Source organism: Providencia sp. PROV223 (assembly GCF_028479245.1).
GTDB classification, from domain to species: Bacteria; Pseudomonadota; Gammaproteobacteria; order Enterobacterales; family Enterobacteriaceae; genus Providencia; species Providencia rettgeri.
In genome coordinates, this window is record NZ_JAMPNG010000001.1 from 19,382 (window position 1) to 41,741 (window position 22,360).

22 protein-coding genes are annotated in these 22,360 nt (G+C 40.4%); 4 read left to right on the forward strand and 18 right to left on the reverse strand.

Annotated features, from left to right (window positions below; all coding sequences use genetic code 11):
• Positions 1-56: 56 nt before the first annotated feature.
• The 5 genes from PR767_RS00090 to PR767_RS00110 form a co-directional block, all read right to left on the reverse strand.
• Positions 57-290 (reverse strand): DUF1161 domain-containing protein, encoded by a 234-nt coding sequence (locus tag PR767_RS00090; RefSeq protein ID WP_115167223.1) that lies wholly within the window; start codon positions 288-290, stop codon positions 57-59.
• Between the two features lie 48 nt (positions 291-338).
• Positions 339-710, reverse strand: coding sequence for a DUF1283 family protein (locus PR767_RS00095; protein ID WP_117161917.1), 372 nt, complete (start codon positions 708-710; stop codon positions 339-341).
• Positions 711-792: 82 nt separating this feature from the next.
• On the reverse strand, positions 793-1,542 hold the full coding sequence (gene ydfG, locus PR767_RS00100; RefSeq protein WP_272519709.1) for a bifunctional NADP-dependent 3-hydroxy acid dehydrogenase/3-hydroxypropionate dehydrogenase YdfG: 750 nt from the start codon (positions 1,540-1,542) through the stop codon (positions 793-795).
• A gap of 75 nt (positions 1,543-1,617) precedes the next feature.
• Positions 1,618-3,246, reverse strand: a complete 1,629-nt coding sequence (locus PR767_RS00105) for a DUF4139 domain-containing protein (protein WP_272519710.1) — start codon at positions 3,244-3,246, stop codon at positions 1,618-1,620.
• A 163-nt stretch (positions 3,247-3,409) separates the two neighbouring features.
• Complete coding sequence (locus PR767_RS00110) at positions 3,410-4,531, reverse strand: ribosomal protein uL16 3-hydroxylase (RefSeq protein WP_004910943.1); 1,122 nt, start codon at positions 4,529-4,531, stop codon at positions 3,410-3,412.
• Between the two features lie 467 nt (positions 4,532-4,998).
• Here PR767_RS00110 and PR767_RS00115 point away from each other — a divergent pair, with 467 nt between their 5' ends.
• The gene (locus PR767_RS00115) at positions 4,999-5,277 is read left to right on the forward strand and encodes a VF530 family DNA-binding protein (RefSeq protein ID WP_004910941.1); all 279 of its coding nucleotides are present in this window, start codon (positions 4,999-5,001) and stop codon (positions 5,275-5,277) included.
• A 254-nt stretch (positions 5,278-5,531) separates the two neighbouring features.
• Here PR767_RS00115 and yjjJ read toward each other — a convergent pair whose 3' ends face one another.
• The 3 genes from yjjJ to PR767_RS00130 form a co-directional block, all read right to left on the reverse strand.
• Positions 5,532-6,836 (reverse strand): type II toxin-antitoxin system HipA family toxin YjjJ, encoded by a 1,305-nt coding sequence (gene yjjJ, locus PR767_RS00120; RefSeq protein WP_109912246.1) that lies wholly within the window; start codon positions 6,834-6,836, stop codon positions 5,532-5,534.
• 345 nt (positions 6,837-7,181) lie between these two features.
• Positions 7,182-7,451 carry a hypothetical protein gene (locus tag PR767_RS00125; RefSeq protein WP_181937002.1) on the reverse strand — a complete coding sequence of 90 codons (270 nt, stop codon included), beginning with the start codon at positions 7,449-7,451 and terminating at the stop codon, positions 7,182-7,184.
• Positions 7,452-7,533: 82 nt separating this feature from the next.
• Positions 7,534-7,797: a DUF3811 domain-containing protein gene (locus PR767_RS00130; protein WP_109912245.1), complete on the reverse strand. Its 264-nt coding sequence runs from the start codon at positions 7,795-7,797 to the stop codon at positions 7,534-7,536.
• 156 nt (positions 7,798-7,953) lie between these two features.
• Between PR767_RS00130 and mnmH the strand changes: the two genes are divergently transcribed.
• Positions 7,954-9,042 (forward strand): tRNA 2-selenouridine(34) synthase MnmH, encoded by a 1,089-nt coding sequence (gene mnmH / locus PR767_RS00135; RefSeq protein ID WP_272519711.1) that lies wholly within the window; start codon positions 7,954-7,956, stop codon positions 9,040-9,042.
• Between the two features lie 81 nt (positions 9,043-9,123).
• Here mnmH and PR767_RS00140 read toward each other — a convergent pair whose 3' ends face one another.
• The 4 genes from PR767_RS00140 to PR767_RS00155 form a co-directional block, all read right to left on the reverse strand.
• Positions 9,124-9,777 (reverse strand): LysE family transporter, encoded by a 654-nt coding sequence (locus PR767_RS00140; RefSeq protein WP_072206017.1) that lies wholly within the window; start codon positions 9,775-9,777, stop codon positions 9,124-9,126.
• Between the two features lie 104 nt (positions 9,778-9,881).
• On the reverse strand, positions 9,882-10,346 hold the full coding sequence (locus tag PR767_RS00145; protein ID WP_272519712.1) for a YaiI/YqxD family protein: 465 nt from the start codon (positions 10,344-10,346) through the stop codon (positions 9,882-9,884).
• Positions 10,347-10,481: 135 nt separating this feature from the next.
• Positions 10,482-10,973 (reverse strand): GNAT family N-acetyltransferase, encoded by a 492-nt coding sequence (locus tag PR767_RS00150; RefSeq protein ID WP_123381935.1) that lies wholly within the window; start codon positions 10,971-10,973, stop codon positions 10,482-10,484.
• 64 nt (positions 10,974-11,037) lie between these two features.
• Complete coding sequence (locus PR767_RS00155) at positions 11,038-12,255, reverse strand: MFS transporter (protein ID WP_272519713.1); 1,218 nt, start codon at positions 12,253-12,255, stop codon at positions 11,038-11,040.
• A gap of 111 nt (positions 12,256-12,366) precedes the next feature.
• On the opposite strand from PR767_RS00155, the gene PR767_RS00160 reads away from it, so the two are divergent.
• Positions 12,367-12,954: a TetR/AcrR family transcriptional regulator gene (locus PR767_RS00160; RefSeq protein WP_272519714.1), complete on the forward strand. Its 588-nt coding sequence runs from the start codon at positions 12,367-12,369 to the stop codon at positions 12,952-12,954.
• A 149-nt stretch (positions 12,955-13,103) separates the two neighbouring features.
• Here the strand turns inward: PR767_RS00160 and PR767_RS00165 are convergent, their stop codons facing one another.
• The 3 genes from PR767_RS00165 to PR767_RS00175 form a co-directional block, all read right to left on the reverse strand.
• Positions 13,104-14,129, reverse strand: coding sequence for a threonine aldolase family protein (locus PR767_RS00165; protein WP_272519715.1), 1,026 nt, complete (start codon positions 14,127-14,129; stop codon positions 13,104-13,106).
• A gap of 194 nt (positions 14,130-14,323) precedes the next feature.
• On the reverse strand, positions 14,324-14,959 hold the full coding sequence (alkB, locus tag PR767_RS00170) for a DNA oxidative demethylase AlkB (protein ID WP_109912238.1): 636 nt from the start codon (positions 14,957-14,959) through the stop codon (positions 14,324-14,326).
• Between the two features lie 100 nt (positions 14,960-15,059).
• Positions 15,060-15,932, reverse strand: coding sequence for an EamA family transporter (locus PR767_RS00175; protein WP_272519716.1), 873 nt, complete (start codon positions 15,930-15,932; stop codon positions 15,060-15,062).
• Positions 15,933-16,016: 84 nt separating this feature from the next.
• On the opposite strand from PR767_RS00175, the gene PR767_RS00180 reads away from it, so the two are divergent.
• Positions 16,017-16,508: a MarR family winged helix-turn-helix transcriptional regulator gene (locus tag PR767_RS00180; RefSeq protein WP_109912237.1), complete on the forward strand. Its 492-nt coding sequence runs from the start codon at positions 16,017-16,019 to the stop codon at positions 16,506-16,508.
• A gap of 46 nt (positions 16,509-16,554) precedes the next feature.
• Here the strand turns inward: PR767_RS00180 and PR767_RS00185 are convergent, their stop codons facing one another.
• From PR767_RS00185 to PR767_RS00195, 3 genes are read right to left on the reverse strand one after another with little or no spacing between them, the layout of a single operon-like run.
• Positions 16,555-18,597: an SWIM zinc finger family protein gene (locus PR767_RS00185; protein ID WP_272519717.1), complete on the reverse strand. Its 2,043-nt coding sequence runs from the start codon at positions 18,595-18,597 to the stop codon at positions 16,555-16,557.
• On the reverse strand, positions 18,594-19,748 hold the full coding sequence (locus PR767_RS00190; RefSeq protein WP_272519718.1) for a VWA domain-containing protein: 1,155 nt from the start codon (positions 19,746-19,748) through the stop codon (positions 18,594-18,596). Before PR767_RS00190 ends, PR767_RS00185 begins: the two co-directional genes overlap by 4 nt.
• Complete coding sequence (locus tag PR767_RS00195; RefSeq protein WP_196723413.1) at positions 19,748-22,294, reverse strand: DUF5682 family protein; 2,547 nt, start codon at positions 22,292-22,294, stop codon at positions 19,748-19,750. Before PR767_RS00195 ends, PR767_RS00190 begins: the two co-directional genes overlap by 1 nt.
• Positions 22,295-22,360 lie beyond the last annotated feature (66 nt).

A 22,360-nucleotide genomic window follows, 5' to 3' on the forward strand; every position in this document is an offset into this window, starting at 1 on the left:
CAAAGAAAAAGGGCGCTATCATCAAATAGCGCCCTTTATTTTACCTAAAATATAGACTAATGGCGGGTATAAATGATTTTATAAGAATCATTTTGGCAGTGACCTACAACTTGACCTTTAGATGAGTCAACTTCATCATTAGGTACTGCGACCAAACTAAAATTATCAGCAGGAACGCCATTATTGATAATCTTTTGTTTGATTTCCTCAATCACACTTTCACATGAAGCTTGCGCAAAAGCGGGCGCTAACATCAGTACAAATAAGGGTAACAATAATTTCTTTTTCATCTTATCTCCTTGTTGAACAACAACTCCATAAGGCAACCTATTATCAGGTTATGGATTACTAATTGGACGACCATTACTCACATCAAGGCAACGTTTGGTGCTTGGCTCCCAATAAGCATTTAGATTAAGACTTTTTTCACATTTATCTTTTGCATCAAAAGCGGCATCTACTTTATCAAATTCTTTTTCAGTACGCGCATTAACTTTATTACGCAACATACGGGTACTATCCCATTGTTCCTTTTCTTGACGCGCTTGCTCTTTATTAAGAGAGTCATCGCCTTTACCTACTGAAACACAAGTACTACCTGCAGTACATGATGTTGTCGATTGTGCAGCAGGAGACGACGTAGCCCAAAGTAGAGGGAGACAAAAACATAACGCAGTTAAGCCAGTTTTCAACATTTTGTGTGAATTCATGGTAATTCCTTACTAAACAGGACTGATAATCTGAGTATAGCTAAAAGTGTGCTAGTGCGTCTGTATAGAATAGTACTAAAATCTAAAGTTGTTTATGTACGGTTAAACCTGCAAACGTTTGGCAAACAGGCATTAATTCTAATGTATTTACGTTCATGTGAGCAGGTAGCGTGGCAACCCAATACACTGTTTCAGCAATATCTTCAGGGGTCAGGGCATCTGTACCTTGATAAGTGCTAGCTGCTTTATCGTCATCCCCTTTAAAGCGAATATTTGAAAACTCTGTGCCACCAACTAAGCCTGGTTCAATATCGGTAACTCGAATTTTTTTCCCTTGTAAATCAGCACGTAAACCAAGTGAAAATTGTTTCACAAAGGCTTTGGTTGCACCATAAACATTACCACCTTTGTAGGGCCAACTTGCCGCAGTAGAACCAATATTAATAATGTGACCATGATTTTCGGCTACCATGTTTTGCAACACCTCATAGGTCATATTCACTAAGCCTTTAGTATTCGTATTAATCATAACGTCCCAGTCATCAGGATTTGCATCAAAAGCAGGCTCTAGGCCCAATGCAAGACCGGCATTATTGACTAAGACATCAATGTTTTTGAGGTGAGTAGGTAAATTAGCGATTGCAGATTGAATGGCTTTTCTGTCTTGAACATCCAATGTTAATGGATAAAATTTTTCCCCTAATTCTTGATGTAGGGCTTTTAAACGTTCAGTTCTACGCCCTGTACCAATAACAGTATGATTATTTTGAATAAATTTACGAGCGATTGATTCACCAAAGCCAGAAGAAGCGCCTGTTACTAATATAATCATGGAAACCTCAAATTTGTTATTGTTGTGTCAGCATGGCGTTATTCTAACGCCATCTAACATTAACTACAAAAATTGTTATAACCCTAATATTTGTTTGTCTTTTGGATAGCTCAATGTATAACTGAATGAAATTTGCTTTTCTTCATTAGGCTCTAAAGTAATATCCCAGGCTATTTCACCTGTACTTTTATTGGTAACTGCGTTTTTATCCTCTATTTCAGACACTTTTATCTCACTATCCTCACTTAGCGGAATTTGGTCATAAACCGTTAATTCAACTGGTTTCGCATGCATATTTTTTACTTTGATCAAGTAACTTTCTGTTTGTTGGATTGTTGATCCCATAAAACTCGGTTTTTTCTTTATTTTTTCATTTGGTTCACGGGAAACTTGAATACTCTTGTCAACACCAAAAGGAACTCGTAATGTATCAACCAATTGATTTGCATTAATCATAACGTTGCCAATATATGTATTACCATAATAAATATTAGCATTTCCATTCAATAGGTTAAGTGATTGCCAATTGTCGATATCTGCTTGTAAGAACACCTCTTCAATCAGTTTTGGCGTGGTGGTATATTTGTATTTTACATCGAGATTTTGTTGTTTGATGGTGACAGTATTCGGCTTGTTCGCGCTTTTTAGTGAATAAGGCAGGGCGATTTGATAATTTAAATTGATACCATTATTAGACGTTGTAACAAAGTCTGATATACCTGAATTGATTGTTTTTTTCTTCTCACTAACACCATTTTCTTGATACATTGCCGCAGGGGCTACAGGCATCCTCATTCGAACCTGACGCGCTATTTGAGCATTATCATCATAAACGGATAAGCGCCAAGGCTGTAAAACAGAAGGCGTGATATTTTTTGATGGGTTAACCGTCGATAAGGTCAAATTGACTTTTTCCCAATCAATGCCTGTATTTTGAATTAAATTGGCTTTATACGTGAGGGTGATTGGCGACTCAACGTCCTGACTACGAATGTCATAACTTGGTGACCACGCGGCATCAGGCGTTAAATAGGACAATTGTAGCTGTGCAATGGTTGGTTTAGCCGCATCGACCAACATGACAATCTGAGTTTGCTGGCCAACAGACGAGGGCATTTTTTCATCGATCTGCGTTTGCAATATCGCAAGTTTTTCTTCTAACTTATCAATCTCTAATTGGTATTTTTGTTGTTCATGCAATATTGAAGTCATTTGTTGACGGATAAAGTCTAACTTTTGAGAGGACTGTTCTAATGATTGCGCGTTATTTTCCCCAAAAAAGCGCTGATCTTTCAATAAGCTTAATTGCTCTTCACCGACTTTAATTGCAATGTTTAAGTTTTCAACTTGCTGAACTAAGTCCTTTTGTTGTTCTTGTAATTCAACAATATTGGCGGGGTATGTAGGTGTAACTGCCACATTTTGTACATTTACGGAACGAATAGTCACATCACTATTATCAAAGTCAATTGAAAGCGTTCGAGCGTCAATATTGCTTGCTATATTCGTAAGAACAACCTCAGTCTGCCCCTTATTAAGTGACAGTGTCACACTGTTGTCTAAGGTAGCACCGCGCAAAAACACGGTTGCATGATTTAGTTTAACATCTTGATTTAGTTTTGTTTCAGCATCAGCACGTACGTGTTGAGAAGCCAAAAGTGTTGCGAATAATAAGCCGCTGACCAGCCGAGTAGGAACTGTCATTTTTAACTCCAATCAGAAGTACCGCTAAGTAAGATAATGACTAAAACTAGCTTATTTGACTTTTATTAGATAACAGATAAAACCTAAAAACTGACAAAAGTAGAAGGACAGAAGGGATAAAACACCCATCAGCAGGTGTTTTATCTTGTTGGGCAGGGGCGACTTATTCTTCGAAATACCAATATCCTTGATTGATAAATTCGGTTAATTGCGCAACAAAATCTCGGTTATTCAGTGCCTTACCAAGTTCATTGCTGTCGACTTCCGTAAACTGGCACAATGCATCCGCACCCTTTGTTTCTGTGGTAATCCAGCTTTCAGAATTCACGAAAAAGTGCTCATTAATACGCATCACACGCAAACCGCTCAGTCGGATCAGTTTTTCACCATCATTCAGTGCACTCAGCACTTCTTCCGGTTGGTATGGCGGTTCCGCAGGCGCAATATCCAATTCATGACGTAGAGTCGTTGCAAAACGGCCTAACCACTGTTCAAAATCACCCGGTTTGTTGATCATTTCAATCATCATGGCTCGTAGACGTTCAACCTCATGAGGTTTCATGGTGCCTGTGTTTTCAGTCACCGTGAGGTCAGGATCGCTATAATTTATGCCACCTAAATCCTGTTCCAGCGCATAGTCTGCAAAACTGCTCAGCAGATCACGTCCTGTTGGCCCGCGAAAGCCGACAGAATAGTTCATGGTATCTTCGAAAGTGAAACCATCATGAGGGAATCCCGGCGGAATATACAGAATATCTCCAGGCGCCATTTCTACGTCAATAATCGGTTCAAATGGGTCGACATGTAATAATGCCGGATGTGAGCAGAATTGACGCATAGGTAGGGCATCGCCCACACGCCAGCGGCGGCGTCCCATACCTTGGATGATGAAAACATCATAGTTATCAATATGAGGTCCAACACCACCTTCAGGCACCGAATAGGAGATCATCAAATCATCAAGACGCCACTCGGGTAGTACACGAAACGGTTTTACCAGTTCGGCCGCTGGCATATGCCAATGGTTGACCGCTTGCACCAGTAGTGACCATCCTTTTTCGCCTAATTCGCTGAAATCTTCAAACGGGCCGTGACTCGCTTCCCATTTGTTATCAATAAAGCTGACTAGGCGACTGTCAACTTCCGGCTCCATGGCTAAGCCCGCCAGTTCATCCGGTGTGATAGGGTCGACAAAATCAGGAAATGCATTTTTCAATACAACGGGTTTTTTCTGCCAGTATTTTTCTAAAAATTCAGGCCAGTTAAGATTCAGTTTGTAAGCCATGTGACCACATCTATATGAGTAAATTAGCGGGTAATTATAGAAGTAATACACCGTCATATTCTTGTTTGGCGTCAAACGTCGGTCAATAACTTTTGTGGGAATATCCGTAACATATTGCCAGAATTCATTTCTCACAATAATCATAATATGAATTAGGTTAGTTAGCATGGGAACTAACAGATATCAGAGTAATTGAAGAACCCATAGAAGTTATTGCAAAACGGAAGATTTATGAAGTCAAATTGGGTTTAAAACCAAAAAAGAACCAACACGATTAACCAGCCAAAACGCTGGATTTCTTCATTTCACACTTAGATTCGCATAATGCATATTATGTTAAATATAATTTCAGGGCAAAAATAGGCCTTGCTCGTTCAGTCATTGTTAACACCCTATTGACTTAGATTGGTATTCAGCTTATTTATATGCGCTTAATAATAACCTGCCTATGCTTCGGATATGCCGTAATGAGTGAATATAAATCGAAAGACCCTTTACATGGAGTTACACTAGAAATGCAAGTTAATGCATTGGTTGATAGATACGGTTGGAGCCAACTTGGACGCATTATAAAAATAAACTGCTTTAACAAAGATCCAAGTATTAAATCTAGCTTAAAGTTTCTTCGTCGCACGCCATGGGCAAGAACTGAAGTTGAGTTACTCTATTTGGATATGATAGAAAACAATTCGATTGATAATACGGGAGCATATCCTAATGACCCATGGTGTAATTCACGACGTTAAAAGCCAAGATAATATTAACGCCTCACTAATGACCACAATCATACATAACAAATATCTACTTAAGCCTTAAATCTACCTTAATAATGTTTAAGGTTTAGGCATTACGGCCGCCCCGCTGGTTAATACCCCTTTCACAAAATCGGGTTGAAATTTCATGGTTAAAAACTTACGTAACCCAATTTTGGCGATCGGTTACATAAGCAATTAACCTTTTCATGAATAATGAAAAATACTGACATCTATACCAATGAGCCTCACTCCAAACGGGATATGCGTGACCTCGCCTCATCAAGATGATTACGCAACGCAGTAAGACATTGGCCAAAATTATTTGATAACCGATCACAATTATTTACCAAGGTGAAAAACTCTTCCGCTAGTGCTAACGCCTCTCGCCAAATATCCCCACTGATCCCATCAAGTAGAGTTGCCACTCGAAGTGAGTTTACGATTTCACCGCCCGATTTAGGAGCAAACCCCATAGGCAAAATATCGTAGGCTGGCGCAAGCTGATATGGACGACCATGGCTACTAATAAATGATAAATTACCATGGTGCATATCCGTATTTCCTATCAACATGCCAAATGCCCAAAGTCGCGCAGTACTAATGGCGGCATCGGCATCTACATACCCTTGTTTGACAAGGTCATTCACCAATACAGGCCAAGGTTTCATCGCTTTGCCAACAAACTCAGCTTCTAGAGCTTGTAAAGAGAAAAGGCCTATGCGACCCAGTGAACCTACTCGGTCAAACCGAGGAACTTCAAGAAAGCGCTGTCCACCAAAATCAAAAACTTCTGTTTCTACACCAAGCACTTTTAACGCAAGATGTTCAGCTTGCAATAAATCGCGCCACCGTTCGCTGATTACGTTATCGTCCAGCGCCGTAAATTTTACGAGTACATGACCACGATCGGTATAAGTACAAAATTTTGGTTGCTCTCCACCGGCTGATGAGCCTGGAGCTTCTCCAGAACTGACAGCCAATGCTAGTGAGGGATAGGTTATAGCTCGATCAACAGGTGTCGGTGAAGGCATATTCAAAAATTGCTTTTTTGCCTGCTCCCCAATTAATAAGTTTCCTACTGCATCATGACCATGGGTTATTAAAGCCCTTATTATATCGCTATCTGACCAGTGTTCTGGATTAGCTGGTAGACCAAGTTCTGCTGAATAAGTTGATGCATACGCCCGACCAAGATACCCCTGTGGACGCATATCAAACAACCACCATGGCAGGCCATCACTATAAAGGCAGACATTATCTTCCTGCTCCATGACAAATCCTCCGGGGTAAACTGGGATCAGTTTCCCTAGTGGCCTTAAGGTTCCCTCTTCACTGATGCGATAAATAGGTGCCGTGTCAAACCCGCGAAAAGTATCACGCAAAGCATATTGAATAGATGGGCCCGAACCAATTCGAACAATGTCTTCACCAAGTGATGTTAACGCTCGAGAAATGGTTGGCTGACTAATATTCATTATATCAGCGAGTTGCCTTGCCGTTGCTGGCTCTCGACGCAATAATTGACGAATCATTTCAAGTCTATTTGTCATGATTTAATCACTCAGTGAATAGGTTTATGAATAGATAAATGAATATCTATATGAATAGATAATCTATCAGCCACCGCTACTTTTGTCACGTGGAAGTTAAACAACCACCGCTGGATACTGAAAGCCGTTGTATTAACTCATAGCATTCATGGATTACCAGTTACTTTTAGTGAAGTTGCCAGAGCGCTAGAAAAAGGAAATTTATTGAATAGAAAAATACAAGGTCGTTGGCAATTTTGCCCAAGAAGGCCGAGAGTCGGCTTCTGCTTTAACTTGGGGATCCTATATCGCCAAAAAATGCAAAGAGAGCAAACAGCGAATAATCCGATTATATTGTGTTCCCCACTAGACCCAACCAATTTTACTGGTACTGCATTTCGCATCTTGAGCTTTACAAAAAATACTGCCTTGCCCTTGCCCTAATTCACAACGCCGAGAGGTTTTGTTTCGTGCTGTTTGCTCGGACATTGCAGCTTCTGCATAAAAATTAGAAAAAGGAGATAAAGCGCAAACATGCACAACAACAGAATCATTACGGGATGGTTTCCCATGATAATGGGATTTTGCGACAGCAAAACTACTAAATAACAAGAATAATAACGTAATCTTTTTCATCTTAGAGATCTTTTAATGATTTGAATTGCATAAAATTACAATCACTTAACGCAAATCACTAGCGGAACACTCTGATTAAAAATTAACGATACCCTCTTTTGTGATTTTGTGAAGACCAACTGTATGTTATATCACTGGGTACTAATTTATCTTTTTTCTTTTCTGCTCGTCGTTTTTTAGCTTGTTTTTCGACTTCTTGAGATATTTCGGTAATAATTTGTTTTCTTACCTTGCTCTGCTCAGAATTGGTTAATTCACGGCCTAGTTTCTTCCTTTCTTGCGCGAGTCTCGTGCGCACTTGGATTTTTTGAGTTTCGGTCATTTCTTGAATCGTTAGCATCTTCATAGTATTACCCCTTACTCATATTAAAATACCTAACGACAATATATCATTATTACGCAGTAAAATACTAACCCTCGTTTTAAACCTAACATTAATGCCAAGCAATAGGATTAAGAGTATAGTAAACCCATTGCAACTTTAAAGAATCTCTCTGTTATTATGGAATTAACCACTTCTTCGCAAAATATTCGTCAAATCTTAACCACTGGCACACCACTTATCGATGTCAGAGCGCCTATCGAATTTCAACAAGGGTCAATGCCGAATACCATAAACCTGCCTTTGATGAATGATGATGAACGCGCAGCTGTTGGTACATGCTATAAACAACAAGGTTCGGCTAAAGCTGTTGAATTAGGCCACCAGCTTGTCAGTGGTGACCTTAAAATGGCTCGGATCACTGCATGGATAGCAGCTTGTAAACAAAATATGAATGGCTATATTTGCTGTGCACGCGGTGGTATGCGGTCACATATCGTGCAATCTTGGTTAAAAGAGGCCGGTATTGAATACCCTCTCATCAATGGTGGTTACAAAGCATTACGACAAACAGCAATTGATGCCGTTAATGAATTGGTTCAACGTCCTATTATTTTAGTGGGAGGCTGTACGGGTAATGGTAAAACCACTCTCGTACATCATTTAGCGAACGGAATTGATTTAGAAGGTCTCGCACATCATCGTGGCTCTTCGTTTGGTCGTACATTACAACAACAGCACACTCAAGCCACTTTTGAAAATTATTTAGCAGTTACGCTATTGAAAAAAGCCCAACAATGTCAGCGTTGGGTACTGGAAGATGAAGGACGTGCCATTGGTGCAAATAGCCTGCCACTTGAACTACGCGCACAAATGGAAAAAGCGCCAATCGCTATTATTGATGACCCTTTTGAACTGCGTCTTGAGCGTTTAAAATATGAATATTTTGACCGTATGACGCAAGATTTTATAGCGACTTTTGGTTTCGAGCGTGGCTGGCAGGAATATAGCGACTATTTACATCATGGTCTGTTTGCCATCCGTAAACGGTTAGGATCACAGCGGACAATCGAATTGACGCATTTACTTGAGCGTGCTTTAGCAGACCAAAAAACAACCGGAGATACCCATACACATTTTTCGTGGTTAATCCCATTGTTGAATGAGTATTATGACCCAATGTATCGCTATCAATTAAGTAAAAAACAACATCGCATCATTTTTCGCGGTAATTACCAAGAAGTTGAACATTGGTTAACGTATCAATAAATTCATTTTATTCCACTGCAAATAGCCTCATCGTAAAGTCTGAGGCTATTTTATATAGCAATGACTTCTTCATCAGTAAATCTAGAACGGTGATTTCTTCATAGCCAATTCGCTGAACCCTTGGTAAATCAACCTTGTTGCCAACGCTCCTAGAATTAACCCAACACCTTTACCGACCACTTTATGAACTCGTGAATAGGTTCTACGAACTGAGGTTAAAGAGAATGTTTGGCATAAAATAATCCGCCAAATTAATGATGCAATAACAATTCCCAGCCAAATGACTAATTTAGCCCATAATGGTGTTGATGGCGAAATGGTCGTTGAAAAAATACTCATAAAAAATAAAACGGTTTGGGGGTTTGATAAATCAGAAATTAGCCCCCGCCTAAAATAGATACCAGATGGGAAATGTTCCGTAGTATTTTCGGTGGACAGATTAAGTTGCGTTTTGTTATTAAATACACTTAGCGCGTAATAAAGCAAATATAAGCCACCAAGAATTTTAATCAGTGAAAATAATGAGCCAAATTCAGCCATTAATGTGACAAGACCGAATAAACCGAGCCCCGAATAAATGGCATTGCCTAACACCACACCATAACCACAAGTTAATCCTGCTTTTTTACCGGAGCTCAATGTGGTTTGCACCACAATAAACAAATTTGCTCCAGGATTAAAAAAGGTCAGTATAAATAAGAATAGCGTGATGATAATACTGTGTAATGGATCCATCATTTTTCTTCAAAAATTTAAGGTTAACCATTATAGGCACGGTATAGATTGTAATTCTGTTTTACTATGCACATTTTCTGAGCTTAAATAAAAAATGTGCTGGTTTATAATGACTTTAGTGATTTCTTACGTTGCAACAGCCATTTATCTAACTCATTAGCAAATTGTTGCCTGTCTTTCTGGTTTAGACTTGCAGGCCCTCCCGTTTGGATGCCACTGGCTCTCATGGTATCCATAAAGTCACGAATATTAAGACGCTCACGAATAGTCGCTTCGCTATACCGTTCACCTCTAGGATTCAAGGCATTGGCGCCCTTTTCCATGACTTCTGCGGCTAATGGGATATCTGCAGTGATCACTAAATCATCTTTTTGAACTCGTAATACAATTTCATTATCCGCTACATCAAATCCTGCAGGCACCTGCAAGGTTTTTAAAAAAGGAGATGGAGGTACTGTTAAGCGTTGGTTCGCAACAAATGTTATTTGCACTTTTTCCCTATCTGCTGCTCGGTATAAAACTTCTTTAATTACTTTTGGACAGGCATCCGCATCAACCCAAATTATCATTATTACTTCCCAAATGGTGATTATCTATGATGAGATATCATATCAGACAACAAAATTACACGTTAGATACTTCGTATGGAAAAACTCCCAAGCTCACTCAGACGGCCTCAAAATAGTGGGCTTGAGAAAATAGGTTTACAGTTTCATTACCATTTCATGCCACGTCATTCCGCCATGGTCAGATTCTGACGGTTTAACATATTGGTAGCCAAAATGCTTATACAGGTCAATATGGCGTTCTTTGCACATAAGATGAATCGTTTTTTTATTCATCTCCTTCATGACATTGATAAACCTTTTCATCAGTAAAGATGAATAGCCTTTACCTTGATACTTGGGATGCACTACCACTGACATAATAACGACATTTGGTGCTTGTGAGTCATGCCCAATGAGTTCTTTAAACTCTTCATCCGACATCACAACATCCCATGCACAACCCGAATTAATAAAACCAACGACTTCCCCGGCTAATTCCATACATAAAAAACCGTCTGGATATTGCTGAACTCGTGTTGCTATTTTTTCTTTTGTTGCCGCTTCATCCCCTTCATAGGATTCGATTTCAATCGTATAACAGGCGTCAACATCATCAAGTGTGGCAGTGCGAAAGACTGGAGAATGCATGAAATTACCTCATTAAATTATTTTTTATGATTTTATCACTACATGGTTTATTTTTTCGTTGTTTTTAATGGTAATCCTCACATTCAACTGCCATTTTTTGTTGTGTTTTATCCCGTAAGTAGCTCAGCCATGTTGAAATGAAAACTAAAACTCCACCAGAGATTGCGACGGCATAACCTGCATAAGGACCATAGGTATCCACCATTTTGCCCGTTAGCATCGCACCAATCGCAACGCCAATATTTAACCCTGCGAGTAACCATGTCATTCCTTCTGTTAATTTATTCCGTGGAACAATTCTCTCAACTAATGTCATTGCAATAATCATCGTCGGTGCAAAGAACAATCCTGAAATAAACACCACCACAGACAAAGAATAAACACCTACCACCCACCACATTGGCACAATAGAAAGAAACGTCATTAAGCCACTGAGGAATAATAAACGTGATAACGATGTGTTAAAGGTTAATCCGCCAAATACAAGCCCCATCGCACATGAACCGATCGCATAGGCCGATAACACTAAACTGGCCATCGCTGGTTGCTGTTGTAATTGAGCCAACGTGACACTTAAAATATCCACACTGCCAACAATCACGCCTAAAGCAATCATTAATACAATCAACAACTGCAAGCCAATCATTGAAATAATTGATTTATTCACCAATACAAGAGAGTCATGCGCCACAACTTTGGGTTCTGTGCTTCGCTGTGAAATAAATAAAGCCATTCCCACGGCTAATAAAATTGCCGCAACCAGTAAACCTGCTTGAGGAAATAAAGCGACAGTGATCCCGACAGATAACGGAGGGCCAACAATAAAAGTGGCATCATCAAATACGGTTTCTAATGAATAGGCTGTTTGTAGTATGGGTTGATCTTTATACAGCGCAGTCCACCTAGCCCTTACCATGGCAGACATACTGGGCATCGCCCCCGTTAATAAAGCTCCGATAAATAAGCCGATATCGGGTAATGATAACCACGTAGTTAAGATAATAATAAACACACCAAGCACACTGATTACGGTCACCACTGGCAAGACGCGAAATTGACCATATTTATCCACTAAGCGAGAAACTTGTGGAGATAGTAACGCATAAGTTAAGACAAAAGTTGCAGAAACAAGCCCTGCTAAGGTATAGCTTCCTTTTAGTTGCGCTAACAAGGTAATGATCCCGATCCCCATCATCGGTAACGATAAACGTGCCAGTAACCCTGCTATCACAAAACGTTGGTTTTCTTTTGCCTGAAATAACTGCTGATAGCGACCTATCATATGAGCTCCAAAATGAAATTTAATTATACATACTCTGCGTATGTATAATCATGATATAATCATACAGATTGAATGTAAATAATTATACGCTATGTATGTAAGAGGCTTTTAATGGCAAGAAGAACGCAAGCTCAAATGGCAGAAACACGTGCAAATTTATTAACTACAGCACGAGAGCACTTTAGCCGGCTTGGTTATGCAGAAACCTCAATGGATGAAATAGCAGCAAGCGTTAATCTCACACGCGGAGCCCTTTACCACCACTTTGGTGATAAACAAGGCTTATTTACTGCCGTTGTTGAACAAATTGACTCACAAATGAATGCCCGTTTACAAGCAATTACTCTCCATACTGAAGACCTATGGAATAGTTTTTGTCAGCGTTGTCACGCCTACTTAGAAATGGCATTAGAACCGGAGTATCAACAAATTATTTTGCGTGACGCAAAAGCCGTTTTAGGCGATTTTTTGGCTAAATCAAACTTACAGTGTACTGAACAAATTGAACGCCTGCTTCATCAGCTAGTCCAAAATGGCGTTATTAAAAGTATTGATACCCATGCATTGGCTTTTTTAATTAATGGTGGGCTCGCTGAGGCAGCTTATTGGATCTCACAAGGTGAAAGTCAACAGCGACTAAAGAAAAGTGTCGAAGCCATAGATATGATGTTATCAGGGCTATTACTCTCGAAAGATTAGCTCTACGTTACCTTTCGCTGGCACGGATATTGTATCAGTACCAACAATATAATTGCTCAGTAAAATCATCAATAAACTACCATCATGATAAATAAAACCCAATAAATATAGGCGAAAGATCGGAAATATTTATTGGGTTAATTAATTATCTAAATTAGAGTTTGGAAAGTTTGTTTTAATTTATCGACATCTTGCTGAGTTGTTGACCACGAGGTACAAAAACGAATACAGGTGGTCTCTCGTGTCGGTTTGCATATTTGATTTAATTGATAATGTACTAATAATTTATTTGCCAGTGCATCTGGGAAAATAACGAAAACTTGGTTTGATTCAACGGGCGCAAGAAACTGAAATCCCTTTTCGGCAAAAAATGAAGCTAATTGTGAAGCCATCTCATTAAGATGACGCCCCAATTTAAAATACAAATCATCATTAAACAGCGGCTCAAACTGGGCAGCAAGCAGCCAACCTTTGGCTTGTAACCCACCTTTTTGTTTAATACTAAAACGAAAATCAGATTGCAGTGCTGGGTTTACAATCACCAAGATCTCCCCGGTTAATGCACCAATTTTCGTTCCACCGATATAAAAAATATCAGTTAACTGCGCAACATCTTCGACTGTTAAATCACTATATTTCGACATTAAACCTGAAGATAAGCGAGCACCATCCATAAATAACAGTAAGTTATGAGCATCGCAAACCTCACGTAACGCAACTAACTCTTCTTTACGGTAAACGGTACCAATTTCGGTTGAATTACTAATATAAACAAGCTTAGGTTGAACCGTATGTTCATCATTATGCTCAGACAGTACTTTGATGATATGTTCTGGCGCTAATTTGCCTGATGGCGAGTCAACAGTAATAACTTTATGGCCGGTTGCTTCAATTGCTCCCGTTTCATGGACTGCGATATGCCCACTGTCTACAGTGATAACCGCTTGGTGTGGTCGTAAAACATGGGAAATCGTAGTTAGATTAGTGATTGTACCGCCATTAAAAAAATGAATTTCCGCATTAGGCTGGCCAATTCTTAATCTAATTTTATCTGCTACACGACGACAAATCTCATCAGTGCCATAACCTTTGAAACGTTTCCCTGATAAATTATTTAGGACTTGCATAACTGCCGGATGAGCTATTTCGTTATAATCATTTAAAAAGCTATACATTCACTTACCTATCAATAACTAGTTATATTAATTTATAGCCATTATTTATAGGGGGTTCCAATTCATTATTCAATGATATTTTTGCTATATAAATACCAAAGTTAACGATTAATATTATTTAAGTTGCTGAAATTAAATATTAAGTCATTCATAGTCTATTTCATTGATAAATTGGCATACTGTAAAAGGTGAATTCAGGGTTGAGAATGCCTAAACGTCAAGTTATATCGATACGGGCCTAACAGCGGGTGCACACCTGATTTAACTCGACGCACCCCATGGTAATTTAATCGTGACTGGCCTCCCCATACCAAAACATCGCCATGCTCTATATAAATAGCAACTTTGGGCGCATCTCGAGTTACTCCACCAAAATCAAATGTTGTGGGTAACCCTAAAGAAAAAGAGACAATCGGCTGAGTAAAATCAGTTTCGTCTTTGTCTTGGTGCAATGCCATCGCAGCACCAACGGCATAGCGGTTAATCAAGCAAGCATCAGGGATAAAATGATCAAAGCCAGCAGTGCTCGCTGCAGAAGTGGCCAATTGAACAAAGGAAATTGGTATGGGTTGCCAAGGCTCATTAGTGACAGGGTCACGCTGACTATAGCGATATCCCTTTTCATCAGTTACCCAACCCCAGTCACCGCAGTTAGTCATTGCGGCAGACATTGAGTAGCCATTTGGTGTCGTCATATGTCTTAAGGGGTTAGCTGCAATAATGTTGTTTAATGACTGCAATAATGCATCAGTTTGCCCCAGTAGAAACCCTTTGAGTAAAAAAGCCTCTGGTGCAATTTGTACGGTATTATCTTCATCAGGAAATAACATATTAGCCACTGTTTAATAGTCTGAGTGAATGCTCTAATGAATGTTAACACAGGAAAAAAAGTTGCTCATCACATTCAATGAGCAACCTACAGGGTTAACTTTAACGTTGATAAGCTAGAGTGACTTTTCTTGTTTCCGCTCGCTGACTCGCCCACACACTGAGTAAAATGACAACCATGCCGATAAATTGCAAGGTACTAAGCTGTTGATTGAGATAAAACCATCCCAAAACCACCGCACTCACGGGGCTTAAAAAACCCAGTGACGCCACTGAACTTGGACCTAATATTGCCAGTCCGCGGAACCATAAGGCGTAAGTTAATGCACCGCCAATAAGCGTGAGATACCCTAAACCAATTAAATTTAGTGAACTTAACGTTGGTAAAGCCGGCTCAAACATCATGGCAAACGGTAATAATACTAATCCTCCCGCGGTTAATTGCCATGAAGTAAAGGTTAAAGCACTGACTGGTGGCTGCCACCGGCGACTCAAAACCGTCCCCGCAGCCATTGAAAATGCCCCTGCTAACCCAGCAATAATACCTAAAGGGTCTAAGGCGGCATTCGGTGTTAAGAGCAATATAGCTACCCCGAATACCCCTGCTATTGATGCCATAATGGATACCGCAGATAAACGGTTATTTAACAGCCAGCGGCTTAAAAATAGCACAATTAATGGCTGTACAGCGCCAACCGTTGCGGCGACACCACCAGGTAAGCGATACGCAGCAATAAACAATAGCCACCAAAATAAAGAAAAGTTTAAAACACTTAATACCACTACCCGCAACCACCAAATGCCTTCGGGGAGTTTTCGTAACACAAGTATCAATAGTAATCCTGCAGGTAACGCGCGTAATACCGCCAATGTTAATGGTATCCCTGCGGGTAACATCTCTGTTGTCACTAGATATGTGCTTCCCCACACAATTGGTGCTAATGCTGTCAACCCTAAAACCGTTATACGATTCATATTTCTATTCTCTTAATTTATCTTGAAGTCAAGATATGTGCATTTTACCTTGACGTCAAGATAAATAACCGCCATTATTTGCCTATGGATAGAATAGATAAAATCACTCAACAGTGGGAAAGAGAGCGCCCTGACCTCGATATTAGCCCAATGGGGCTAATTGGCCGGCTAGGTAATGTCGCGTTCCACTTAACTCGGGAAATGGAAAAGGTCTTCGCTCAGTTTGGCCTTAACCGTTCAAGCTTTGATGTACTTGCGACTTTACGGCGTGCAGGTGCCCCCTATACACTGAGCCCAGGAGAAATGTTATCAACGTTGATGGTCACATCAGGAACGATGACCAACCGAATAGACCAATTGGAAAAAGCGGGGTTAGTCAGCCGCCATACTAACCCTGATGACGGCCGCGGCTTTTTGGTTTCATTAACTCCCGAAGGGTTAACGTTAATCAACCAACTTATTGAAGCACACACACAAAACCAGGCTCGCCTCGTCGCTAACTTGTCTCAACAAGAGCAACATGCGTTGAACCAGTTATTACGGACATTCTTAGCGTCATTTGAATCTAATGAATAATAATACGTTGTGTTGAACATAACATGGGGGAATACCTCCCCTCATGTTATTGGCTAAATTGAAAAGGTAATGGCATTTGTAACCGTTCAAAATGGTCACATAAATAAACTAATTGTAAAAGTAATTGGGGTTGTATAGCGCCGGAAGCCACCAAAGGTTTGAACTGATTAGCCAACCAAAGCGCCCCCAAATCTTCAAGTGTTCTAACGACATACGCTATTTCATCTTGTTGAGTCTGAGATAAACGCTGCCTTCCTGTACATGCTTGAGTTTCTAATACCGAAAGTAGCGGCCGAACAAGCTGACTAGCCAACGTTAATTCAGGTACAAAAACTTGGTTTTTTTGCTGTTTTTTCACCATATATTCGATAATTTTATTAAAAAAACCAGAACGTTGTTTCTTACGCGGTGTACTTTCAAAATCTAAATAGAACAGCTCAATACCATGTTCTTTTTTTAACCATAATGTTTTGGGGATTAATTGAAGCACTTCTTGTGAATGGCTCACCTGCACCGTCACAGCACAAATTGGCCATTGCTGCTTTGTAATAAAACGCAATTCCTCAATTTTATGGTCATCACTTCCTTGCCAATTTAGCCGTAAAAACGCCCTGTTTTTTTGTGAATCAATCACCGTCCACAATACACATTGTTCGGTTTCATCCCAATAGAGCGGCTCATAATCAGTAATATGCAATAAAATGGGCGAAAACCTATTCTCTTGTATAAATGTCGGTAATTCGTTAGCTGCTGATTGCCAGTCGGTATAACCAAATTCAGCTTTGATGCTAAGATAATCATCAGTTGTTAATCCTTTTTCTTTGCAGCTAACTGCATAGCTTTCACCGCTAGCTGATAATTTCCCTTCCTCTGATAACCTTGGTAAATGCAATTTAAAGGGGCTTTTCATCAAACTTACTGCGGTATGTTTCCATAACGCCAAGGTTTGCCAAACATTTTGTCGGTTAAACGTCGGGTCAAGGCTATTTCCACGCCCCTGTGTGCATTGAATAATTTTTTTATTTTGTTGATCCCAAAAACTCAATGTAGCACCGATCGCACCGCTATCTGTTTTCCACCAATTCGCATCGATAGGCAGCAAATCAAACTCTATGGGTTGGTCGGTATACTGCCGTCTTTGTAACCCTTTGAGTGCCATAAGCTGATGTTCATTGGCTGTTGATAATTGATACATATAAGCAGATATTTCAGCAATTAACCGTAAAACTTGCCCTTCATCCATCGTAAAATGTTTATCGGCTAAGCGTTTAACTTGCTGGCTAAGGCGTTTCATATAATTGGCTAAGCGAGGCAACCCTTCCGCACGTGCTGACATATTTAGTAATTGCAACTGGCTAGCACTGCTTTGGCTAATATGTGATAGCCCTTGTCGTAACATATCCTGAATGAATTGCTCAACTGAACCCATCACCATTTTATCGTCTTGGGTCAGCTCTTGTTGATGAGTTTGACCTACGGTTATCTCCTCTGGCCATTGCCACTGTTGGCCATGCTGAAACATTAGTTTTGCAATAATAGCGAGATGAACTGCACTTTTTTGTTTTTCAGGTATTGATGAAATCATGCCCTGCAAACCACTACCTCGCATATAAATAATTGGCTCATCATATTCTGGTAGGATAATTTTTAACTGGCTAGAATGTGCTTCATAAACCAGCTCTTTATCTTGCCATACCTGCATAAATCTCAACGCTAAACGAATATCAGGTTTCGGTGTTTGTTTAATTAAGCTTTCTGGTAATAATGCTAATAATTCACTTAGCACCGTTTCACTAGCTACCGGCTCTGCTGAAGTCATTTCTGCGGCTGTATTCGATTGAATCCATAAAACTGCTGCCAAAATGTGTTTACAGCATCCCGTTGCTGGGCAATCGCAAGTGGCTTTTTGGATCCCTTGCGCATCTAAAGAGACACATTGCCCATCACTCGTGAATGTCCCAAGGTTTAAGTCCGTTGGATTAACCTTTTGGTTTTCAACATCTTTGCGTGCACGCCTGAGTAACCCCACATTCGCTAATACGACTAATGCGTCGTCGTCATACTGTAGGTAACTGTTTTTCCAACTCATTGCATGACCTCTGCTAACCATTGCGCAAAATGCTCCGGTGTTAATGCTGCAACATGCATCCCTCTATCTGCGAGTTTTTGGGCAATTTCAGGGTCATAAACAGGGAGTGCCTCGTCATCCAACGCAGCTAAACCTAATAATTTCACTTGTTGGCTATGTAAACGCTGTGTGCAATTGAGTAAATGATTCAGCGCGCCACCCTCTTCAAAATCACTAATTAAGCTAATCACGGTACGTTTTGGGTTACGTATTAAGCTTTCGCAATATTGCATGGCTTTAGCGATATCTGTTCCGCCGCCCAGTTGCACTGTCATTAACACTTCAACGGGATCATGCGCAAGATGGCTTAAATCTACCACTTGAGTATCAAAAATCACTAAAGAGACACGCACTGTCGGCAATGCCGCTAATATACTCGCACACACCGCGGCATACATAATAGAGCTCGCCATCGAGCCGCTTTGGTCCACACACAAGATCACATCCCATGGTAAATGCTGTTGCTGACGAGAATTAAAATGGGGTGTTTTGATAACTAACCGTTGATTTTGCTTATCGTAATTCTTCAAATTGGCAGCGATAGTCCCTCGCCAATCAAAATTACGGCTGTTTGGGATCAGTGAACGTTGAAAACGGTTACGCCGCCCTGTTAATGCGTGACGAAATTGGTTACGCATTTGACTTAAAATATCATCAACTACTTTACGTATAATATTTTTAACGGCATCACGGGTTTCTTCATTCATTTTCCCGCGTAAGCTTAACAAGGCTTTAGCGAGGGATTTTGTCGGTTCCATGGCATTGAGCGCCTGTGGATCCTTTAGTAAGCTACTGATCTCATAACGTTCTAACGCTTGGGATTGCATCCGCTCAAAAGTACTATTAGGAAATAATTTACGTGCTTGATTTAACCAGTTAACCGCCGTTAATTGAGAAGCATCTAAGGAGCCGTGGCGTCCAGCTTCTTGTTTTAAGCCTCGACGTAGGTATTCTCGGCGATATAAAAAATCCAAAGAACGTTCTATTTTCAACTCTTCAGCACTAAAGGTGGCTTGGCCCAGCGCGTTATCGGCATATTGCCCGAGGACTAAGCGCCAGCGCTTAGCCAATTGAAGTTGTTCAGGGGTTAATGTCGTATTTTTCTGACTCATTATTTGTCATCCTGAGCACGAGCAAACCAATCCTGTAACCCTAGTTCAATCAGCTGGCTCTGTAATTGTTGTTCGAGTTGAATCACTTCCATCATCTGTTGTTCATTAAATTCTGTCTGGTGCAATGTGAGTTCTTTTGCCTCAATCGCCAAGTCTTGTGCCACATATTGTGCCATTTGTGCATTTTGTTTAGGCGTTAACTGGCTAAACGCAAACCGTAAATCAGGTAACACCTGAATAAAACGCCCTTCATCCCATTCACTAAGCAACTGATTTAACATATCAATTAATAATGGTATGCGTAAGACTAACTCTGGTGCTGTTCGCATCACACCGATAAAATAGCCAATTGCCATTTCAGGATCACTGCCTGTGCTGAACGCGCGCCTAATTTCATCTGTCAGGACGGTTTCATCAATTTTCGCCCCAAGGTAACGCAAAGCATCCACTGCGCCTTTTAAAAGCGGTGTCTGATTTAACTGACCTTCACAACGGCCTAATGCCTGATAAAAATCATTGGTGTAGTCATGGCTGTTATTAATTTCAGGCATAAAAGTGATTAATTCACGGCAAGAAAGTAATGCTGAAAAATGAGGCTCTTGCTGCTGTTCATCCCCTTGTGTAATTTGAGCAAAACAATAAAATGCTTGTTGTAATAAGGCATCTAAACGCGCTTCGATAGCAAAATTATCTTCAATATCAAAGAATTGACGCCCCCTCCAAAGATGAACCAGTTTATGACCACAAGCAATCAATGATTCAAACTTTGTATCCTGCTGAATATAACCATCCAACAAAGAAAATAATGCGGGCATCCGTTGATGTAACCCAATTAACGCGGCTTGCATAAGGAGTGCAACCGCACTTTGGCTTGAGCGACTAACCCCTTGTTGTTCTAGGTTTTTTTCCATTTCAAACAAACGGGCTAGCGCGATAGCTTTTAATTGCGTTCCTTTTTCCGATAATGCAATCAATTCCCCCTCAACATTAGGCGTCCATGCGTATTGCCATTCTTCAAATAATAAATCCATTTGGTTACCCGACAAAAAGTTTGGCCCAGAGAGCAGCTTAGCAAAATGGATATCAAGAAATGCTAGTAAATGCAGAAATCGGCTGCGCGCACGATGTTGTTGGTTACGATAAACATCTAAGCGGCTCACCTTACTTAAGGTATCATCAAGTTTGAAACGAAAACTTTTTGCTAATTCATAAGTTTCAGTGACTAACGGAGGTGTTGCTGTCCCTTTGGGAATTTTTCCGAGTAAAAAGCCGGAAAAACAGGTTGTTATTTCCTGCCAAAGTTCAACTTGGCTTTCATCTAAGCTACCTTTGATAAAAACGCTTTGTAACCCATCCAACAGGTCATAACGCCCTGGGCCTGCATGCCCACGAAAGACGGCAAGGCGAATGCTTTGCTCTGCAGCCAGTTTAACCGATAAAAACCCGGGAGCCGCTTCAAATTGCCTTTCACGTAAGATATTCGCAACTTTAGAAAGATAGGCAACACCTAAACGGTTTCGATAAGCCTGCGTAGGCTGGTTATCGCCTGTCAACTGTGCTTGGCGTTGCTGCAATAATGACAACCATGATTGTTGGTAAAATGCAGGAGAAGGCATGCCGGATGCATAGCCATTTAATGCATCAAGTTTGTCATAGCTATAGCGAATAAACCAAGCCTTGTCTTGTTCACCCAATTTTTGTTGTTGAATAAACGCTTTTTGTTGTGCTACAGAAAGCTTAAATTGTTGATTGCGAGTCTCTTCTAACCCTTCAAGAAGCGCAAGGGTATGGAATCCTCCCGTCACCACCACAATTTTAGCTTGTGGGTGCTGGGCTTTAATGGTCTGGATATGCGCTTGCATATAGCGCTCACGCTGTATAGAGCCTTCTGCTTCAAGGACTTGGGGCTCATAATCAAGCCGTGCCAATGCACACCAAATAAAGCTATCCATGAAAAATGTCTGCCAATCCGCGAGTTGTTCAATCGCCCGTAATTCAAAAATTTGCTCCCATAATTCATCATGGTCACGGCAACCACTTTTTTTCGCAAGCTGGCTAATAAATAGGCTATGGGCTAAGTAGCGTTCTTTCTGCAAACTTTGAGATTGCAACTCATTGGCTTCGTCTTCATTAACTTGCGCTGTCCATGGTAAGTCAATGAAACGCAACTGGGCTTGGTGTTGTTGGCCGATTTGTAAAGCCTGCCATTCAGGGGAATATTCACAGAAAGGAAAATAAGCAGATCGAGTGACAACGTCACTTTTATCTCCTACTTGTGCGGGTTTTACTTCTGTTTGTGCCATAATAGCGACAGGTGGCTGGGTATCATGATGTAATAAGCTCGCCAGTAGCCCATTAAAACTATCGGGTCCCTCGATTAAAACATAGTCAGGTTCGATTTGTTCAATCAACGACAACGTGCTGTATGCACATGCGGGGCTATGATGCCGAATAGGTGCAAAGTAGATACCGGCTGATTCAAGTTGTTGCCTGTTGTGTAATGCATTTTCAATGCGTTTTGGTAAAGGTATAGATAGCAAGCTCACCGCTGATTTCCCTAAGGGTTATTCGTCTTAAATGGCCTAGTACTAATTCAATCATCATGACGAGGG

Bases quoted from the DNA above. Each gene is read 5' to 3' on its own strand.
- PR767_RS00140 (WP_072206017.1), bottom strand. From the start codon at position 9,777: ATGGATCCATTACACAGTATTATCATCACGCTATTCTTATTTATACTG.
- PR767_RS00105 (WP_272519710.1), bottom strand. From the start codon at position 3,246: ATGACAGTTCCTACTCGGCTGGTCAGCGGCTTATTATTCGCAACACTT.
- mnmH (WP_272519711.1), top strand. From the start codon at position 7,954: ATGGAATTAACCACTTCTTCGCAAAATATTCGTCAAATCTTAACCACT.
- PR767_RS00180 (WP_109912237.1), top strand. From the start codon at position 16,017: ATGGATAGAATAGATAAAATCACTCAACAGTGGGAAAGAGAGCGCCCT.
- PR767_RS00090 (WP_115167223.1), bottom strand. From the start codon at position 290: ATGAAAAAGAAATTATTGTTACCCTTATTTGTACTGATGTTAGCGCCC.
- PR767_RS00175 (WP_272519716.1), bottom strand. From the start codon at position 15,932: ATGAATCGTATAACGGTTTTAGGGTTGACAGCATTAGCACCAATTGTG.
- PR767_RS00115 (WP_004910941.1), top strand. From the start codon at position 4,999: ATGAGTGAATATAAATCGAAAGACCCTTTACATGGAGTTACACTAGAA.
- PR767_RS00130 (WP_109912245.1), bottom strand. From the start codon at position 7,797: ATGAAGATGCTAACGATTCAAGAAATGACCGAAACTCAAAAAATCCAA.
- PR767_RS00125 (WP_181937002.1), bottom strand. From the start codon at position 7,451: ATGAAAAAGATTACGTTATTATTCTTGTTATTTAGTAGTTTTGCTGTC.
- PR767_RS00165 (WP_272519715.1), bottom strand. From the start codon at position 14,129: ATGTATAGCTTTTTAAATGATTATAACGAAATAGCTCATCCGGCAGTT.
- PR767_RS00160 (WP_272519714.1), top strand. From the start codon at position 12,367: ATGGCAAGAAGAACGCAAGCTCAAATGGCAGAAACACGTGCAAATTTA.
- PR767_RS00150 (WP_123381935.1), bottom strand. From the start codon at position 10,973: ATGCATTCTCCAGTCTTTCGCACTGCCACACTTGATGATGTTGACGCC.
- yjjJ (WP_109912246.1), bottom strand. From the start codon at position 6,836: ATGACAAATAGACTTGAAATGATTCGTCAATTATTGCGTCGAGAGCCA.
- PR767_RS00110 (WP_004910943.1), bottom strand. From the start codon at position 4,531: ATGGCTTACAAACTGAATCTTAACTGGCCTGAATTTTTAGAAAAATAC.
- PR767_RS00145 (WP_272519712.1), bottom strand. From the start codon at position 10,346: ATGATAATTTGGGTTGATGCGGATGCCTGTCCAAAAGTAATTAAAGAA.
- alkB (WP_109912238.1), bottom strand. From the start codon at position 14,959: ATGTTATTTCCTGATGAAGATAATACCGTACAAATTGCACCAGAGGCT.
- PR767_RS00190 (WP_272519718.1), bottom strand. From the start codon at position 19,748: ATGAGTCAGAAAAATACGACATTAACCCCTGAACAACTTCAATTGGCT.
- PR767_RS00155 (WP_272519713.1), bottom strand. From the start codon at position 12,255: ATGATAGGTCGCTATCAGCAGTTATTTCAGGCAAAAGAAAACCAACGT.
- PR767_RS00095 (WP_117161917.1), bottom strand. From the start codon at position 710: ATGAATTCACACAAAATGTTGAAAACTGGCTTAACTGCGTTATGTTTT.
- PR767_RS00185 (WP_272519717.1), bottom strand. From the start codon at position 18,597: ATGAGTTGGAAAAACAGTTACCTACAGTATGACGACGACGCATTAGTC.
- ydfG (WP_272519709.1), bottom strand. From the start codon at position 1,542: ATGATTATATTAGTAACAGGCGCTTCTTCTGGCTTTGGTGAATCAATC.